The sequence below is a fragment of the Streptomyces sp. NPDC058534 genome (genome assembly GCF_042717365.1).
In the GTDB taxonomy this organism is placed as follows: domain Bacteria; phylum Actinomycetota; class Actinomycetes; order Streptomycetales; family Streptomycetaceae; genus Streptomyces.
In genome coordinates this window covers 18,117-34,078 of record NZ_JBHXNW010000009.1, presented here as the reverse complement: position 1 = coordinate 34,078, position 15,962 = coordinate 18,117, and the positions used below count along the sequence as shown (strand labels likewise).

Annotated in this window: 15 protein-coding genes, 1 pseudogene and 1 riboswitch; of the genes and pseudogenes, 2 read left to right on the top strand and 14 right to left on the bottom strand. The window is 70.8% G+C overall.

Features of this window, described 5'->3' with window-relative positions; translation table 11 throughout:
- Window positions 1-10: 10 nt before the first annotated feature.
- The 3 genes from ACFWR9_RS07395 to ACFWR9_RS07385 form a co-directional block, all read right to left on the bottom strand.
- On the bottom strand, window positions 11-1,180 hold the full coding sequence (locus ACFWR9_RS07395; RefSeq protein ID WP_383836938.1) for a cysteine desulfurase family protein: 1,170 nt from the start codon (window positions 1,178-1,180) through the stop codon (window positions 11-13).
- Window positions 1,181-1,293: 113 nt separating this feature from the next.
- The gene (locus ACFWR9_RS07390) at window positions 1,294-1,569 is read right to left on the bottom strand and encodes a DUF4190 domain-containing protein (protein ID WP_383836935.1); all 276 of its coding nucleotides are present in this window, start codon (window positions 1,567-1,569) and stop codon (window positions 1,294-1,296) included.
- A gap of 43 nt (window positions 1,570-1,612) precedes the next feature.
- Window positions 1,613-1,780, bottom strand: a complete 168-nt coding sequence (locus ACFWR9_RS07385; RefSeq protein ID WP_383836932.1) for a hypothetical protein — start codon at window positions 1,778-1,780, stop codon at window positions 1,613-1,615.
- Between the two features lie 103 nt (window positions 1,781-1,883).
- Between ACFWR9_RS07385 and ACFWR9_RS07380 the strand changes: the two genes are divergently transcribed.
- A complete protein-coding gene (locus tag ACFWR9_RS07380) occupies window positions 1,884-2,510 on the top strand; it encodes a TetR family transcriptional regulator (protein WP_383836929.1) in 627 nt (208 codons plus the stop codon).
- Window positions 2,511-2,561: 51 nt separating this feature from the next.
- Here the strand turns inward: ACFWR9_RS07380 and ACFWR9_RS07375 are convergent.
- A pseudogene (locus tag ACFWR9_RS07375) lies at window positions 2,562-3,416 on the bottom strand (thioesterase family protein); the annotation flags it as partial.
- A 48-nt stretch (window positions 3,417-3,464) separates the two neighbouring features.
- The gene (locus ACFWR9_RS07370; protein ID WP_383836926.1) at window positions 3,465-4,205 is read right to left on the bottom strand and encodes a TioE family transcriptional regulator; all 741 of its coding nucleotides are present in this window, start codon (window positions 4,203-4,205) and stop codon (window positions 3,465-3,467) included.
- A gap of 58 nt (window positions 4,206-4,263) precedes the next feature.
- Between ACFWR9_RS07370 and ACFWR9_RS07365 the strand changes: the two genes are divergently transcribed.
- Window positions 4,264-5,484 (top strand): erythromycin esterase family protein, encoded by a 1,221-nt coding sequence (locus ACFWR9_RS07365; RefSeq protein WP_383836923.1) that lies wholly within the window; start codon window positions 4,264-4,266, stop codon window positions 5,482-5,484.
- A gap of 4 nt (window positions 5,485-5,488) precedes the next feature.
- Here ACFWR9_RS07365 and ACFWR9_RS07360 read toward each other — a convergent pair whose 3' ends face one another.
- From ACFWR9_RS07360 to ACFWR9_RS07320, 9 genes are all read right to left on the bottom strand, one after another.
- On the bottom strand, window positions 5,489-6,148 hold the full coding sequence (locus ACFWR9_RS07360; RefSeq protein WP_383836920.1) for a trimeric intracellular cation channel family protein: 660 nt from the start codon (window positions 6,146-6,148) through the stop codon (window positions 5,489-5,491).
- Between the two features lie 75 nt (window positions 6,149-6,223).
- Window positions 6,224-7,495: an ABC transporter ATP-binding protein gene (locus ACFWR9_RS07355; RefSeq protein WP_383836918.1), complete on the bottom strand. Its 1,272-nt coding sequence runs from the start codon at window positions 7,493-7,495 to the stop codon at window positions 6,224-6,226.
- 29 nt (window positions 7,496-7,524) lie between these two features.
- Window positions 7,525-8,622 carry an ABC transporter ATP-binding protein gene (locus ACFWR9_RS07350; protein WP_383836915.1) on the bottom strand — a complete coding sequence of 366 codons (1,098 nt, stop codon included), beginning with the start codon at window positions 8,620-8,622 and terminating at the stop codon, window positions 7,525-7,527.
- On the bottom strand, window positions 8,619-9,617 hold the full coding sequence (locus ACFWR9_RS07345) for an ABC transporter permease (protein ID WP_383836912.1): 999 nt from the start codon (window positions 9,615-9,617) through the stop codon (window positions 8,619-8,621). The genes ACFWR9_RS07350 and ACFWR9_RS07345 overlap by 4 nt, the downstream gene beginning before the upstream one ends.
- 108 nt (window positions 9,618-9,725) lie before the next feature.
- Window positions 9,726-11,519, bottom strand: coding sequence for an ABC transporter substrate-binding protein (locus ACFWR9_RS07340; protein ID WP_383836909.1), 1,794 nt, complete (start codon window positions 11,517-11,519; stop codon window positions 9,726-9,728).
- A 71-nt stretch (window positions 11,520-11,590) separates the two neighbouring features.
- Complete coding sequence (locus ACFWR9_RS07335; protein WP_383836906.1) at window positions 11,591-12,598, bottom strand: ABC transporter permease; 1,008 nt, start codon at window positions 12,596-12,598, stop codon at window positions 11,591-11,593.
- 315 nt (window positions 12,599-12,913) lie between these two features.
- Window positions 12,914-13,711, bottom strand: a complete 798-nt coding sequence (locus tag ACFWR9_RS07330; RefSeq protein ID WP_383836903.1) for an enhanced serine sensitivity protein SseB C-terminal domain-containing protein — start codon at window positions 13,709-13,711, stop codon at window positions 12,914-12,916.
- 319 nt (window positions 13,712-14,030) lie between these two features.
- A complete protein-coding gene (locus tag ACFWR9_RS07325) occupies window positions 14,031-14,807 on the bottom strand; it encodes an enhanced serine sensitivity protein SseB (protein WP_383836901.1) in 777 nt (258 codons plus the stop codon).
- Between the two features lie 74 nt (window positions 14,808-14,881).
- Window positions 14,882-15,550 (bottom strand): AAA family ATPase, encoded by a 669-nt coding sequence (locus tag ACFWR9_RS07320; protein WP_383836897.1) that lies wholly within the window; start codon window positions 15,548-15,550, stop codon window positions 14,882-14,884.
- A gap of 178 nt (window positions 15,551-15,728) precedes the next feature.
- A riboswitch (glycine riboswitch) is annotated at window positions 15,729-15,823 on the top strand.
- The last annotated feature ends 139 nt before the right edge of the window (window positions 15,824-15,962 follow it).

Sequence of the window (15,962 nt, the reverse complement as noted above, 5' to 3'; positions counted from 1 at the left end):
GGCCGGTGGCCTACGTCAGCCCGGCCGCCCGCGCCCGCTCCACCGCGGGGCCGATCGCCTTGCCGAGTGCCTCCACGTCGGCCTCCGTGGAGGTGTGGCCGAGGGAGAAGCGCAGGGTGCCGCGGGCCAGGTCGGGGTCGGTGCCGGTGGCCAGCAGGACATGACTGGGCTGGGCGACGCCCGCCGTGCAGGCGGAGCCGGTGGAGCACTCGATGCCCTGGGCGTCGAGCAGGAGCAGCAGGGAGTCGCCCTCGCAGCCGGGGAAGGTGAAGTGGGCGTTGGCCGGCAGGCGCCCCTCCCGTGCCGGGTCGCCGCCGAGGATCGCGTCCGGGACCGCCGTACGGACGGCGTCGACCAGGTCGTCGCGCAGGGCGCCGATCTCACGGGCGAACCACTCGCGCTGCTCGGCGGCGAGGCGTCCGGCGACCGCGAAGGAGGCGACGGCGGGGACGTCGAGGGTGCCGGAGCGGACGTGGCGCTCCTGGCCGCCGCCGTGCAGGACGGGCACCGGGGTGTACTCGCGGCCCAGCAGCAGCGCGCCGATGCCGTAGGGGCCGCCGATCTTGTGGCCGGAAACGGTCATCGCGGCGAGCCCGGAGGCGGCGAAGTCGACCGGGATCTGGCCGACGGCCTGGACCGCGTCGGCGTGCAGCGGTACACCGAACTCCGCGGCCACGTCGGCGAGTTCACGGACCGGCAGGATCGTGCCGATCTCGTTGTTGGCCCACATGACGGTGGCGAGGGCGACGTCGTCGGGGTTGCGGGCGACGGCCTCGCGCAGCGTGTCGGGGTGCACGCGGCCGTGGGCGTCCACGGGCAGGTACTCGACCCGCGCGCCCTCGTGCTCGCCCAGCCAGTGGACGGCGTCGAGGACCGCGTGGTGCTCGACGGGGCTGGCCAGGACCCGGGTGCGGGCCGGGTCGGCGTCGTGCCGGGCCCAGTACAGGCCCTTGACGGCGAGGTTGTCGGCCTCGGTGCCGCCGGAGGTGAACACCACCTCGCTGGGGCGGGCGCCGAGCGCTTCGGCGAGGGTCTCGCGGGCCTCCTCGACGGTGCGCCGCGCGCGGCGGCCGGACGCGTGGAGCGAGGAGGCGTTGCCGGTGACGCCCAGGTGCGCGGTGAGTGTCTCGACCGCCTCGGGAAGCATCGGGGTGGTCGCGGCGTGGTCGAGGTAAGCCATGGTGAGGCCGATTCTACGGGGCACTTGTGCCCGGCCTCAGAGCAAGGTTGGCTTCTTCCGCGCGCGGCCCCGTGGACCGTTCGCGCGCACGGTCGCGCGGGCCGGGTGCCGGTTCACAGACTCCACGACATCGTGTTGTCCGTGGCCATGAACGCCGCCAGGACCAGCAGGTCGGCGATGCCCAGGCCGAGGCCGAGGAGGGCCCGGCCGCGGCGGGCGGTGCCGCGCCACAGGGCGACGGACGCCAGGGCGATGGCGATCGGGCCCAGGAAGACGTTGAGGACGAGCAGGCCGAGCAGGCCGAGGACGAAGGAGGCGACGGCCATGCCGTCGGTGTCCCGGATGCCGGTGCGGCGGGCGGAGCGGGTGGCCGGTGCGGTGAGCTGCATGAGGTTCTCCCTACTGGGCTTCGGGTCCGTGCGTCAGTGGGCTTCAGTGGGCTGAGGTGCTCCGTCGGCGGCCGTACCGCTCGCGGATGGCGAAGACGCCGAGCCAGACTGCGATGACCAGGCCGACGGCGACGGAGACGGTGAGCGGCGCGTGGGCGACGGTGCCCAGCACCACACCGAGGAGCAGCAGTGCGACAACGAGAAAGATCATGGTGCGGATCCCCCCAATCTCTGATTACAGTTGTTCACTGACTACTCAGTCTAGCGCGCCGCACGGCTTTTCAATTCCAGAGAACAGTTGTTAACTGCATGGTATGAGTCACACTCCCGGCGTTCGGCAGGCCCAGAAGCGCAAGACCCGGCAGGCGCTCCTGGACGCGGCGCTCGGGCTGCTGGAGGAGCAGAGCCTGAGCAGCCTGGGTCTGCGCGAGGTCACCCGCGCCGTGGGCGTCGCCCCGACCGCCTTCTACCGGCACTTCCGCTCCACGGCGGATCTGGGGGTGGCACTGGTCGAGGAGGCGCTGGGCAGCCTGCAACCGATGATCCGGACCACGGTGTCACCGGCCGAGGGCAGCGACGAACGCATCGCCCGCGCGGTCGAGTTGATCGCCGGACATGTGGCCGCGCACCCGGCGCACGTCCGATTCATCGCCCGGGAGCGGCACGGCGGCGTGCAGCCGGTGCGTGAGGCCATACGGGAGCAACTGGCCCGGTTCGCCGAGGAGGTGCAGGCCGAGCTGGCCAAGGACGCGGAGTCGGCGGGCTGGAGCGAAGCGGACCTGCGGATGCTGGCCGGCCTCTACGTCGACCAGATGCTGATCACGGCATCCCTGTTCCTGGAGGCACTGGATGCCACCGAGGAGGAGCGCAGGCGCGCCGCGGAGACGGCGACGCGGCAACTGCGGCTGATCAGCGTCGGCCGCCGGCACTGGCTGGACTGACCGAACCGCCGTGAACAGAACGCCGGGCGGCCGACGTGGCGCGGGACTGGGGAGCCGGACCCGCGCCAGCTGGCGGGACTGGGCGACCAGGCGGTCGGCACTGTCCCAGACCTCGCCGTCCTCCTCCAGGAAGCCACCGGCGAGGTTACGGGTGGTGATGGAGACCCGTAGCGGGCCCGGCGCCGGGCGGCACCGCACGTGCACGGTCAGCTCGACCGTCGGCACCCAGCCCTTCAGCCCCATCTCGAAGGCGGTCGGGGGCAGCGCGTCCACCGCGAGGAGCAGCGAGAGCGGGTCGGCGTCGCGGCCGTCGGCCAGCCCGAACCAGGCGCGCATCTCGCCCCGGCCGGAGGGCTGCCCGAGCGCCCAGCCCAGCGTGGCGGGGTCGAGCTTCAGCTTCAGCCGGTCGGCGATGGCGGAGCTGCCGTCGACGGGGGCGGGGCCGTCCTCCGGGCCGAAGCAGTGCTCGGCCGGGGGGATCGCGGGCGGCTTCGCGGAGGTGCGGACGTCGTCGGGCAGCGTGTCGAGGTCGCCGTAGGAGGCGAGGACACGGATGCGCTCGACCTCGTTGCCCTCGTCGTCGTACTGGAAGAGGGAGGCCTGGCCCGTGGAGAGGCCGCGTCCCGCGCGGACGGTCTCGGTGCGCACGACCGCGGGGCCCGGCCGGGAGGCGGTCAGGTAGTGCGCCGAGACGGTGAAGGGGTCCGGGTGCGGGAGGGCGTCGCCCAGGGCGCGGCCCAGGACGGCCAGCAGGTAGCCGCCGTTGACGGCGTTGATGATCGTCCAGCCGGCGGAGAGGTCGATGTCGTAGACGCCGGGGGCGCGCCGGGTGACGTGGGTGTCCCGGTCGAACTCGCTGTCGCCGATGGTGGCCGGTACGGCCGGGGCGGAGGCTGCTTCTGGCATGGCTGCACGGTACAACAGAGAACTACTAAGCGGTAGCTTTTCTGCTTCTCATGCCTGCTCGTCCCGCGCCCGCAGGTACGCCTCCAGTTCCGCGGCCCCGGCCAGCAGCGCCCGGCCGCGGGCGGACAGGCGGTCGTGCCAGTCGCGCAGGGTGGCCTCCAGGGGCTCCAGCCCCCCGGCCGACCGCACCTGCTCGATCACCGGCGCGATCCGTGCCAACGGGTAGCCGCCCCGCCTGAGTTGGTGGGCCAGCTTGGCGTCCCGCACGTCGGCCTCGCCGTAGACCCGGTAGCCGGTCAGCGGGTCGCGCTCCGGGCGCACCAGCCCGGCACGCTCCCACTTGCGCAGGGTCGCGGGCCGGATGCCCAGCTCCCGGGCGAGCGGCCCGATGAACCTGCCCTCGGACGCGGACGTCACGGTGGCGGTGCCACCGGACCCCGGCCCGAGGTCCCGCAGCGCGCCCTCGACGGCCTCCAGGGTCCGCCGGTCGTCGAGCAATTGCGCGTGACTCTCGTCGATCAGCCGGAACGCCTCGTCCACCGCACCCTCGTTCACCGCCCGCATGACCGAGGTCGCCGTCCGGTGGCCGTGACCGGGCAGCAGGGCGAGGAAGGCGTCCAGCGCCCGCGCGTGCAGCGGGGTGTAGGTGCGGTAGCCGTGGGCCGTACGGTCGGCGGCCGGAAGGATGCCGGCCTCCTCGTAGTTCCTGACCGCCTGCGTGGACAGACCGTGCCCGCGGGCCAGGTCGACAGGCCTGAGCCTTCCTCTGCTTTGAAGGTTGTGCGCCACGCAGCGGACAGTATCGCGGCCAAGTCTCAACCGAAAGTTCAGCGATAGCGTTGAAGGCATGGCTACTGGCATCAAGGACACCGCCCTGCCCGTCGAGGCCGCTGCCGTCATGGGCATGCTCCCGGCCCGGCCCCGCGTGCTCGCCCTGGGCGAGCCCACCCACGGCGAGGACGCCCTCCTCGACGTGCGCACCGACCTCTTCCGGCAGCTCGTCGAACAGGAGGGCTACCGGACCCTCGCGATCGAGAGCGACTGCCTGGCGGGCCTGGTCGTGGACGACTACGTCACCTCGGGCACCGGCACGCTCGACGACGCGATGGAGCACGGCTTCAGCCACGGCCTCGGCGCCTCCCCCGCCAACCGTGAACTCGTGCGCTGGATGCGCGCGTACAACGACGACCGGCCCCCGGCCGAGCAAGTCCGCTTCGCCGGTTTCGACGGCCCGCTGGAGATCACCGGCGCCGCGAGCCCCCGGCGGGCCCTCACCGCGCTCCACGACCACCTGTCGGCACGCGTCGACCCCGACCTGCTCCCCTGCACCGCGCGGACGCTCGACCGCCTGCTCGGCGCCGACAGCCGGTGGACCGAGCCCGAAGCGATGACGGACCCGGCCCGTTCCGTGGGGCGGTCTGCAGAGGCCGGGGAGTTGCGGGCGCTCGCCGACGACCTGGTGGCACTCTTCGACGAGCAGACGCCGCACCTTCTCGCGACGGCCTCGCCGGACGACTGGGACCGGGCGCGGCTGAACGGGCGTACCGCGACCGGCCTGCTGGACTACCACCGCTGGATGGCCGACGCCTCCCCGGCCCGGATGAACCGGCTGCTGGGCGTACGGGACCGGATGATGGCCGGCAACCTCCTCGCGCTCGCGGAGCGCGGCCGGGTGCTGGTCCACGCCCACAACTCCCACCTCCAGCGCGAGAAGAGCACGATGCGCATGTGGCAGGGGCCGGTGGAGTGGTGGAGCGCCGGTGCGCTGGTGAGCGCCCGGCTCGGCGAGGAGTACGCCTTCGTGGCCACGGCCCTCGGCACGATCCGCCACCAGGGTGTGGACACCCCGCCACCGGACACCCTCGAAGGCCACCTGTACGCGCTCCCGGAGGACCGCTGCGTCGTGGACGCCGGACGGCTGGCGTCCGCCCTCGGCGACACGCGGCCCGCGCCCCGGGTGTCGCCCTGGTTCGGCTACGCCCCGCTCGACCCCGCCCACCTGGAGACGATCGACGGCGTCGTCTTCATCAAGGACATGCCGGACAGGGACATGCCGGACAGGCCCTGACGGCTCACTCCCCCTCCATCACCGTCGACCGCCGGTTCCAGGCGCGGGGAGCCCGCCAGTGGAAGCGCAGGGCGAGCAGCCGCAGGACGAAGGCCGTGATGACCGCGAGTGCAATGGTGAACGGGGTGAGGGCCTCGTAGCGGATGCACAGGGCGACCATCGTGGAGCCGACGATCGCCGGGACGGCGTACAGATCGCGGTCCCAGCGCAGGAGGGAGGGCACCTCGTTGGCGAGTACGTCGCGCAGGACGCCGCCGCCGACCGCGGTGGCCAGGCCCAGACAGGCGGAGGCGGTCAGGCCGAGCCCGTAGTCGTACGCCTTGGTGGTGCCGGCGACGCAGAACAGGCCGAGCCCGGCCGCGTCGAAGATGTTCACGCCGGTCTGGAGGCGCTCCACGTGGGGGTGGAGGAAGAAGACCAGCACCGTGGCGAGCAGCGGGGTGATGAAGTACCCGAGGTCCGTGAACGCCGCGGGCGGCACCGCCCCGATGACCAGGTCCCGGAACAGCCCGCCGCCCAGTGCGGTGACCTCGGCGAGGACGGCGATGCCGAACACGTCGAAGTTCTTGCGCACGGCCAGCAGCGCGCCGGAGATGGCGAAGACGAAGATGCCGATCAGTTCGAGCGTGTGCTGGACGGTGGGGCTGAAGAGTTCCTCGTACACCCGGCCATTCTCACCTGCCGACGAGCCCCCGCCTCACGCATCACGCATGAGGGCGGGGGCTCGTCGGCGGACGGGTCACTTCTCCTTGGCGGGAGGCTCCTCGTCGGCCTCGGTGGCCTCAGTGGCCTCAGTGGCCTCAGTGGCCTCAGTGGTGGCCGGGGTGGCCGCCTCGTCGTCCGCCTCGGCGATCGCCTCGACCTCCGCGGCCACGGCCGCCGAGGTCGCCGCCGACTCCGCCAGGGCGTCCTCCGACACCAGCTCCGCGGCCTCCTTGGCGGCCGTGAGCAGGACGACGTCCTGCGGGGCCTGGTCCTCGAAGTTCTCCGGGTGGTGGCAGGCCACCTGCTGGCCAGGCCGCAGCTCCTTGAGCGGCGGCTCGGTGGTGGTGCAGACCTGCGTCGCCTTCCAGCACCGGGTGTGGAAGCGGCAGCCGCTCGGCGGCGCGATCGGCGAGGGCACGTCGCCCTTGAGCAGGATGCGCTCGCTCTTGAGACCGCGGCGCGCCGGGTCCGGGATCGGCACCGCCGACATCAGGGCCTTGGTGTACGGGTGCATCGGCGTCTTGTAGAGCAGGTCGCGGTCGGCCAGCTCCATGATCTTGCCGAGGTACATCACCGCGATCCGGTCCGAGACGTGCCGGACGACGGACAGGTCGTGCGCGATGATCACGTACGTCAGGCCCAGCTCGGTCTGCAGGTCGTCGAGCAGGTTGACGACCTGCGCCTGGATCGACACGTCCAGCGCGGACACCGGCTCGTCGGCCACGACCAGCTGCGGGTTGAGCGCGAGCGCGCGGGCGATGCCGATGCGCTGGCGCTGGCCGCCGGAGAACTCGTGCGGGTAGCGGTTGTAGTGCTCGGGGTTGAGACCGACCACCGACAGCAGCCGCTGCACCTCCTTCTTGACCCCGCCCTCGGGCTCGACACCCTGGAGCTTGAAGGGGGCGCTGACGATCGTGCCGATGGTGTGGCGCGGGTTCAGCGAGGAGTACGGGTCCTGGAAGATCATCTGCACGTCGCGGCGGAGCGGACGCATCCCGCCGACCCCGAGGTGGGTGATGTCCTTGCCCTGGAACTCGACCTTGCCCGCGGTCGGTTCGAGCAGCCGGGTGATCAGCCGGCCCATGGTCGACTTGCCGCAGCCCGACTCGCCCACGACGCCGAGGGTTTCGCCGGAGCGGACCTCGAAGTCGATGCCGTCGACGGCGCGGACGGCGCCGACCTGGCGCTGGAGCAGGCCCTTCCTGATCGGGAAGTGCTTCTGCAGCCCGGTGACCTTCAGCAGGGTCTCGCCGGGGGCGGCGTCCTTGGTGAGGGTGGTGCCGCTGGTCTGTGCGGGGATGGTCACCGCTGTGTCCTCTGCCTTCGCTTTGTCACTCACAGCTTCGGCGCAATCTCTTCGGTCCAGATACGCTCCCGCTGCTCCTGCGACATGTGGCAGGCGGCCCAGTGCTTGCCGCCGACCTCGGTCAGCTCCGGGCGGACCGTGCGGGTGACGTCGTCCCCCGGCACGTCCGCGTACGGGCAGCGCGGGTTGAAGGCGCAGCCGGACGGGAGGTTGATGAGGGAGGGCGGGGACCCCTTGACCGGGATGAGGCGTTCCTGCTGGTCGCGGTCGAGCCGCGGCATCGAGCCGAGCAGGCCCCAGGTGTAGGGGTGCCGGGGCTCGTAGAACACCTTCTCCGCCGGGCCCCGCTCGACGCACCGGCCGCCGTACATCACCAGGAGGTCGTCGGCCAGTTCGGCGACGACGCCCAGGTCGTGGGTGATGATGATGACCGCGGAGCCGAACTCCTTCTGCAGGTCCCGGATCAGGTCGAGGATCTGCGCCTGGACGGTCACGTCCAGGGCGGTGGTCGGCTCGTCCGCGATGAGCAGTTCGGGGTTGTTGACCAGCGACATCGCGATCATCGCGCGCTGGCGCATACCGCCGGAGAACTCGTGCGGGTAGCTGTCCACCCGCTTGTCCGGCTGCGGGATGCCGACCCGGTCGAGCATCTCCACGGCGCGGCGCTTGGCGGTCTTCTTGTCCACGTCGTGGTGGATGCGGTACGCCTCCACGATCTGCTGCCCGATCGTGTAGTACGGGTGCAGCGCGGACAGCGGGTCCTGGAAGATCATCGCCATCTCACGGCCGCGCAGCTTGCGCACGTGGTCCGGGTCGGCGGAGAGCAGCTCGGTGCCGTCCAGCCAGATCTCGCCGGATATCCGTGCCTTGCGCTTGCCGTACTGGCCGGCGGTGTGCAGGCCCATGATGCCGAGCGAGGTCACCGACTTGCCGGAGCCGGACTCGCCCACGATGCCGAGGGTCTTGCCCTTCTCCAGCTGGAAGGAGAGCCCGTCGACGGACTTGACCAGGCCGTCGTCGGTCGGGAAGTGCACCTTGAGGTCGCGTACTTCCAGGAAGGCGCTCGGCGCGGGCGAGGTGCCGGTGGGCTCGCCCACGGCTGCTCCGCTCTTGCTGAGGTCGGTCATGCGAGCCTCACTCGGGGGTCGATCACGGCGTACAGGACGTCCACGACGAGGTTGGCGATCAGCACCGCGAGAGAAGTGATCAGGACGACGCCCAGGATAAATGGCAGGTCCTGGTTCTGGATCGCGTCCAGCACCTTCTGGCCGAGGCCGGGGAGGCTGAACGTGGTCTCGGTCAGGATCGCGCCGCCCATGAGGGCGCCGAGGTCCATGCCGAGCATGGTCAGCAGCGGCGTCAGCGTGGACCGCATCGCGTGCTTGCGGATGACGACCTGCTCCTTGAGGCCCTTGGCCCGCGCCGTGCGGATGTAGTCCTCGCCGAGGATCTCCATCATGGTGGCCCGGGTGATCCGGGCGTACATCGCGGCGTACAGGAAGGCCAGGGTGACCCAGGGCAGGATCATGCCGCCGAACCAGCCGGAGAGGCTTTCGTCCAGCGGGACGAACTCCGCGTTGATCCAGCCCAGGCTGTGGGAGAAGATCGCGAGGCTGAGCAGACCGGTGAAGTAGATGGGGAGGGAGACACCCGCGAGCGCGACGACCATCGCACCGCGGTCCCACAGGGTGCCCCGCTTGAGCGCGGAGAGCACGCCCGCCGCGAGACCGAAGATCAGCCACAGCACGGCCGCACCGAGCGCGAGAGCCAGGGTCACCGGGAATCGCTCGGTCAGCACCGGCCACACGGCCTGTTCGCTGCGGAAGGAGTAGCCGAAGCACGGGGCGGAGCACTGGGTGACGTCCCCGCCGCCCGAGTAGGTCCGGCCCGCGAAGATGCCCTTGAAGAACTCCCAGGCCTGGACGAAGACCGGGTCGCCCAGACCCAGCTTCTGCCGCACCGCCTCGACGGAGGCCGGGTCGGCCTGCTTGCCCACGAAGCTCGTGGCGATGTCGACGCCCGCCCACTTGGGGACGAGGAAGAAGATGCCGAAGACCACCAGGATGATGACCACGAGCATCACTGCGGCGGCGAACAGCCGCCTGATGAGGTAAGCGAGCACAGCTTACGGCCCGCCGCGGATCGCGGGCCGCCGGAGGTCGTCCGGCGGCCCGCGGTCACGCCGCGCCGGCCTTCACCTGCCTTTCGTGCCGTACGGCGGGTGTACCGGTTACTTCGAGGACTTCAGGCCGAGGTTGACGAAGTCGTACATCCCGCTGTAGCCGTCGGAGGTGTAGACGTTCGCCAGCCGGCTGCCGCGCCAGTTGAGGAACTTCTCGAAGACGAAGGGCAGGTAGTAGCCGCCCTCCATCACCTTGTGGTTGATCTGCTTGGCGATGTCCGCCTTGCCGGCGTCGTCCAGCGTGGTGACGTACTTGTCGAACAGGCCGTCGATCTCCTTGTCCTTGATGAGCGCGTAGTTGTTGTTGCCGCTCTCGAGGATGTAGTCGCTGTTCCACAGCGGGAGACCGTAGCCCTGGACCGACGGGAAGTCCGGGCCCCAGCCCATGATGATGATGCCGTAGCCCTTCTTCTTCACGTTGGTGGGGCTACCGATGATGCCGGCGGTCTGCGAGCCGTCGTACTGGTCGATGCCGACGGTGATGCCGACCTTCTTCAGCGACGCCTGGAGGGACTCGGCGGTGGCCACCTCGACCGGCTTGTTGTTGCGGACCGCGATGGTGGTCTTGAAGCCGTTGGGCTTACCGCAGGCCTTCAGCTCCTCCTTGGCCTTGGCGACGTTGCCCTTCTTGTTGGCACCGGCCATCTCGTACGGGTCGTACTTCTGACCCTCGGAGCCCGGCACGGACGGCGGCAGCATGTTGGTGCCGATGTCGCCACCGGCCTGCGGGCCGCCGCGCGCGGTCTGGAGCGACACGTGGTCGGCCCCGTAGAGCACGGCCTTGCGGCAGTGGATGTTGTCGAAGGGCTTCACGCTCTGCGGGAACACCGCGTAGCGGATGTACCCGGAGACCGGGTTGTCCACGTTGGCCTTGTGCTTCTTCAGGGCGGTGCTGCGGCCCTGCGGCGACAGACCGGTCTGGGCCAGGTCCAGGTCGTAGTCACCGGCGATCAGACGCGCGTCCAGCTCGTTGGCGTTACTGAAGAACTTGATCGTGATCTTGTCCGGGTACGCCTTGCGGACCGGGTCCGAGTCCTGCTTCCACTCGGTGTTGCGGACCAGGGTGAGGTCCTTGCCCGGGTTGTAGGACTCGAACTTGTACGGGCCCGAGGAGAACGGCTTCAGACCGTACTTGGACTTGGTGTCCTTGTCCTGGCGGACCGGGGACGCCGAGGTCAGCGCGAGCATCTCCTCGAAGTCCGAGTTGGCCTGCGGCAGCTTGAAGACGATGGTCTTGTCGTCCGGGGTCTCGATCGCCTTCAGACCCAGCTTGTCCGCGGACTTGTCCTTGTACGGACCCTCGTACTTGCCCTCCGGGTCGAGCACCTCCTTGAGGTACGTCGGACCGCCGGACAGCACGTCCTGCGCCCAGACGCGCTCGATGCCGTACTTGATGTCCTTGGAGGTGATCGGCTTGCCGTCCTCCCAGGTGACGCCGTCACGCAGGGTGTACGTGTAGGTCTTGCCGTCGTCCGAGACCTTGGCCACGTCGGTGGCGAGGTCGGGGGTGACGCCCGCGCCCTTCTCACCCGGGGCGGGGGTGTTCGTGACGAGCTGGCGGGAGTAGTAGCGGGAGAAGTTCCACATGAAGCCGTAGTAGCCGCGGGTGGTGTCCCACGAGTCGGCGTCCTGCGTGCTGGCGAACTTCAGCTCGCCGCCCTTCTTGGCGAGGTCGGCCTGGGCGACCTTGTTGTTCGCGGCGTCGAAGCCGGCCGCGCCGTTCTTCGATCCCCCGCCGTCGCTGTCACCGCCGCCGCACGCCGCCGTGGTCAGCAGCGCGGCGACCACTGCGGCAGCGGCCAAAGCCTGCTTGCGCCGCCCTGAGGTGCGTTGGGTAGTCACGATCTCGGATCCTCCGGATTAGATGAGAGACCCCGTGCAGGTGCCACGGGTTCGCTTGCCGGTACGGCAGGTCAGCGGGAGCCCTTCGGGTCCAGCGCATCGCGTACGCCGTCACCGAAGAGGTTGAAGGCAAGAACGGTGATGAAGATCGCCACACCGGGGATCACCATGTACATGGGATCCGACTGGTAGTAGTCGATCGCGCTCGAGAGCATCTGCCCCCAGGACGACGTGGGCGGCTTGACGCCCACGCCCAGGAAGCTGAGTGCCGCCTCGGTGAGGATGTTGGTGGGGATCATCATCGTCGTGTACACGATGATCGGGGCCACCAGGTTGGGCAGCAGTTCCTTGAACAGGATGTAGAAGCGTCCGGCCCCCAGGGACCGGGCCGCCTCCACGTACTCCCGTTCACGCATGGAGAGCGTCTGGCCACGCACCACGCGCCCGATGTAGGGCCAGCCGAAGAAGCCGATGACGAGGATCATCACGAAGAGGCGCACGCCCGTGCCGCTGAGTCCCAGCATCTCGTTCGGCATGACCGAGACCAGCGCGATGATGAAGAGCAGCTGGGGGAAGGCCAGCAGGCCGTCCATGACCCGGCTGATCAGGGCATCGACCCAGCCGCCGAAGAAGCCGGCGAGCACACCCAGGACGGTTCCGAGGATCACGGCGACGATCGCGGACAGGAAGCCGACGAGCAGGGAGATCCGGGAGCCGTGGACGATGCGGGCGAAGACGTCGCGACCGTTGACCGGTTCGACGCCCAGCCAGTGCTCGCCGCTGATCCCGCCCAGGGACCCCGTGGGCGTGCCGAACAGCGGGTCGATCTTGTCCTCGTTGAAGGCGTTGGGATCCTGCCCGTAGAGGGCGGTGATCGCGGGCGCGAGCACCGCGATCACGATGAGGACGAGCACCACGACGCCGCCCGTCAGGGCGAGCTTGTCCCGTTTCAGGCGCTCCCAGGCGATCCTGCCCAGGGAACGCCCCTGTACCGCCTTGGCTTCGGCGCCGGCAACCGCCGCTTCCTCGGCAGCACTCGGGGCCGCTTCCGCGGTCGGCTCGTGCAATGGTGCCGTCATCTGGCAGGGACCCCTCTCAACCGGCGGTAGCCGGCCCGCACTTGCCGCTGTAGCGGCGTGATCCGTCCGTCGTACAAAGGGGCGAGCATCCACCCCCTATTGCGGGAGTCTTCAACGCTTTGGCGATCTGTAGCCAGACTTGACGGTGAATGGATGCGTAACCGTGATGCTGGTCGAGGTGTTCCGTTATCCGGACAGTGGGTAACGAGGGTCGGACGCGGATGAGTTGGGACAGAGGGGACAGGGCCTCGCTTTGCGCCCTGATCTACGCGCGAAGATCGCCACCGGCCACCCCGAGGGCCGGACCGGCGACCGTCAGTACCGGCCGCCGGCCGGAGGGTATCCGTACCCGCCCACCGGCGCCTGGGCGGGGGCGGGGGCATGGGCCTCGCGGTCGTAGAACGGACGGGCGTGGGCGCGCAGCCACATGGCGACCGGGTCGTGGGCGTCGGTCATCGCCACCGTCGACACCGGGAGCCCGTCCGGCACCGCGCCGACGGACTGCTGCATCATCGCGCGCACCGCGTCGACGGCCGGCGGGGAGGTGTCGTAGACGTCGAGACCGATGGCGAGATACGGCGCCCCCAGCGTCGGCTGCACCCAGGCGCGGCGCAGCGCGCGGACCGCCGGGGTGCGGTGGGCGTTCTGCGTGAGCAGGGCGTAGAACTGGGGGATCTCGATGGCCGGTTCGGACAGGCGCAGCGGCCCGGCGGGCTGGCGGTCCAGGCCGGAGGCGATCCGGCGCAGGTCCGGCCAGGGGACGCCGACGCCGCCGCCGGGGGCGTGCGGGTTGAGCCAGAGGCCGAAGTGGTCCGGGTAGAGGGCGCGGGCCGCCTCCAGGCCGTCGACCACCTCGTACGACCTGTTCCAGCCGCTGGCCGACAGCTCCTGGGCGGAGGTGACGCACGGCGCGTAGCCGTAGCCCTTGACCTCCATGTTTCCGTACTGGGCGTCCGGGGAGCCGGCCTGGCCCTGCCACAGCAGCATCCAGACCTGGCCGGAGGTGGGGGTGGCGAGCGCGCGCAGCAGGGCCTCGTAGGCGTCGTAGCGCCCGGGCGTCACCTGGCGCAGCATGTGCTCGACCTGCCCGGTCGTGGTGCCGCTGGCGCTCACGTTTGTGGCCCTTTCTGGAAGTTCCCGGTCGTGGAAACAGCTTAAGGCTCCGCGGGGTGGGGGGCGCCTATGAGCTCGGGGGGCTGGGGTCGTTGGCGGGTGCGGGTGCGTTGTGGCTGGTCGCGCAGTTCCCCGCGCCCCTGGGGTGGCTGCCCCTCAGCGGCGATCAGACTAAGGCTCCGCGGGGAGGGGGCGCCTATGAGCTCGGGGGGTCTGTCCGTTGGCGGGTGCGGCGCCGTTGTGGCTGGTCGCGCCCACGCGGCGGAGCCGCACATGTCACAGCCCCGCGCCCCCGACGGGGCGCTTCACTCACCGGCGATCAGAAGTCCTGCTGGTAGAAGGGGCGGACCTTCTCGCGCATCCAGTCGCAGACCGGGTCCTGGGCTGCTTCCAGGAGGAGCAGGTTGACCTGCCAGTTCGGGGGAGACTTGGTGAGGGCTCGGGTCAGGGCCTCCAGGGGGAGGGCTCGGGCGTCGCCCTCCCAGTGGGTGAGTTCGACGCCGACGAACAGGGTCGGGTCGGCGGTCTCGACGGCGGCCAGGCAGCGGCGGGCGGTGCGCACCACGCCGGTGGCGGCGAACTCGGCGGAGGCCGCGGCCAGGAAGTCCACCGGGTCGTCCTGCCAGTCCGGCTCGAAGAGGCGGACCCGGCCGCCGGACGCGGGCCCGTCCAGCTGGGTGCGGCCGGCCCGGCACAGCTCGGCCACGGCCGGCGGCGGCAGCGGGATGCCGACCACGCCGTCCGGGTTCACGGCGATGCCGACCTGCGGGGGCAGACCGCGGGCGAACTCGGCGGCGGGGGCGACGGTGTACGCCATCTGCTCCCCGGCGACCTGGCGGAGCTGCTCCTCGGAGCTGAACACCGGCACGTAGGCCTGGCCGTCGATCTCCAGGGAGGGCAGGTCGAGGGGGCCGCTCTGCGGGCCGCCGCCGTTCGGCAGGGGGACCCAGAGGAAGCTGCGGCCGAGCACCTCCACGATCCGGCCGCCGGCGCCCGGTATGCCGAGGGAGGCGGAGAGCACCTCCTCCAGCTCGTTGCCGGGCCAACCGCCGTGCGGGTGGGGGTGTGCCTGTGCCGGGAACCCGGGGAAGTCCATCTGCCTACCGCCTGCCTGGTACCGCTGTCCTGGCTGGAAAGGCTAACCCGTTCGGCCCAGCGGCCCGCGGTCCGTCATCCGGTGAAGGCGATGCGGCGGAGCGTGTCCGCGGCCGCCCGGTCCAGGACGATCGCCGAGGTGCAGCCGGCGGGCAGGGCGCCCCCGGTCACCGCGCGCAGCAGGCGGGAGTTGGCCGCGCGGTGCCGCAGGAACGCGTACCGCGAGACGCCGCGGCCGCGCTCGCGCTGGCCGGCCAGGGCCTGGTCGACGCCGACGTCGAGCAGCAGCAGGTGCAGGGTGCCGTCGCGGCGGCGGGCCTCCCGGGTCAGCCAGTCGCGCACCCAGGACTGGGTGCCGCAGTCGTGCACGACGACGCCCTCGCCGGAGCGCAGGGCCCTGCGCAGTCCCGCGTAGTGCGCGATGCGGACCAGGGGGCGGTAGAGCGCGTACGGCAGGAAGCCCGGCATGCGGCGCTCCCAGCGGTCGCGGGTGTCCTGCGAGTCGATGCGCGGGCCGCGCACGGTGCGCGCCATCAGGGTGGACTTGCCGCTGCCGGGCAGGCCGGTGATCACCACCAGGTCCCGGGGTGCGAAGAGCAGGGCGCGCGGGCTGTGCCCGTCCCTGTCCCGCAGGTCGCGGACGACGGGCGCGGGCCGCTCGGCGCACGGCTTCGGGGCCGGGGCGGCGGGCTGCTCGGACAGCGCGAGACCCGAGGTCGTGGCGTAGGCCGTGGTCCTGTTCACCGTGATCGTCTCCCCTGGGGCGGTTCACGAGTTCCCATCCCCGTCGAGTGTAAAGAGAAGGTAATGCGCTGGTCTCGCGTTTTCGTTCGCTTACTGCCACAAGCCGGTTACAGATCACGGTCTGCCACGAATCGGCCGGTCGTGCAATGATGGCGGCGCCAACTGCATACCGGCCGTTTGAATCCGCGCGGGAGAGTCCCCGGCCACGCCGGGGCGCCGAAGGAGCAAGTCCCTCCCTTGAATCTCTCAGGCCCCCGTTACCGCGCGGGCGAGGCACATCTGAAAAGCGGGCCGCCGCTCGTCGGCTGCCCCACCCAAGGTGCAAGCCCTGATCGCCGTACTCCGGTGGTCGTGGCGAACCTCTCAGGTTCCGATGACAGATGGGGAGGACCGACCTCGCCCGTGCCGTCCT

Excerpts from the sequence above, each read along its gene's own strand:
- ACFWR9_RS07350 (WP_383836915.1), bottom strand. The coding sequence starts at position 8,622 with ATGACCGACCTCAGCAAGAGCGGAGCAGCCGTGGGCGAGCCCACCGGC.
- ACFWR9_RS07385 (WP_383836932.1), bottom strand. The coding sequence starts at position 1,780 with ATGATCTTTCTCGTTGTCGCACTGCTGCTCCTCGGTGTGGTGCTGGGC.
- ACFWR9_RS07365 (WP_383836923.1), top strand. The coding sequence starts at position 4,264 with ATGGCTACTGGCATCAAGGACACCGCCCTGCCCGTCGAGGCCGCTGCC.
- ACFWR9_RS07390 (WP_383836935.1), bottom strand. The coding sequence starts at position 1,569 with ATGCAGCTCACCGCACCGGCCACCCGCTCCGCCCGCCGCACCGGCATC.
- ACFWR9_RS07380 (WP_383836929.1), top strand. The coding sequence starts at position 1,884 with ATGAGTCACACTCCCGGCGTTCGGCAGGCCCAGAAGCGCAAGACCCGG.
- ACFWR9_RS07395 (WP_383836938.1), bottom strand. The coding sequence starts at position 1,180 with ATGGCTTACCTCGACCACGCCGCGACCACCCCGATGCTTCCCGAGGCG.
- ACFWR9_RS07325 (WP_383836901.1), bottom strand. The coding sequence starts at position 14,807 with ATGGACTTCCCCGGGTTCCCGGCACAGGCACACCCCCACCCGCACGGC.
- ACFWR9_RS07335 (WP_383836906.1), bottom strand. The coding sequence starts at position 12,598 with ATGACGGCACCATTGCACGAGCCGACCGCGGAAGCGGCCCCGAGTGCT.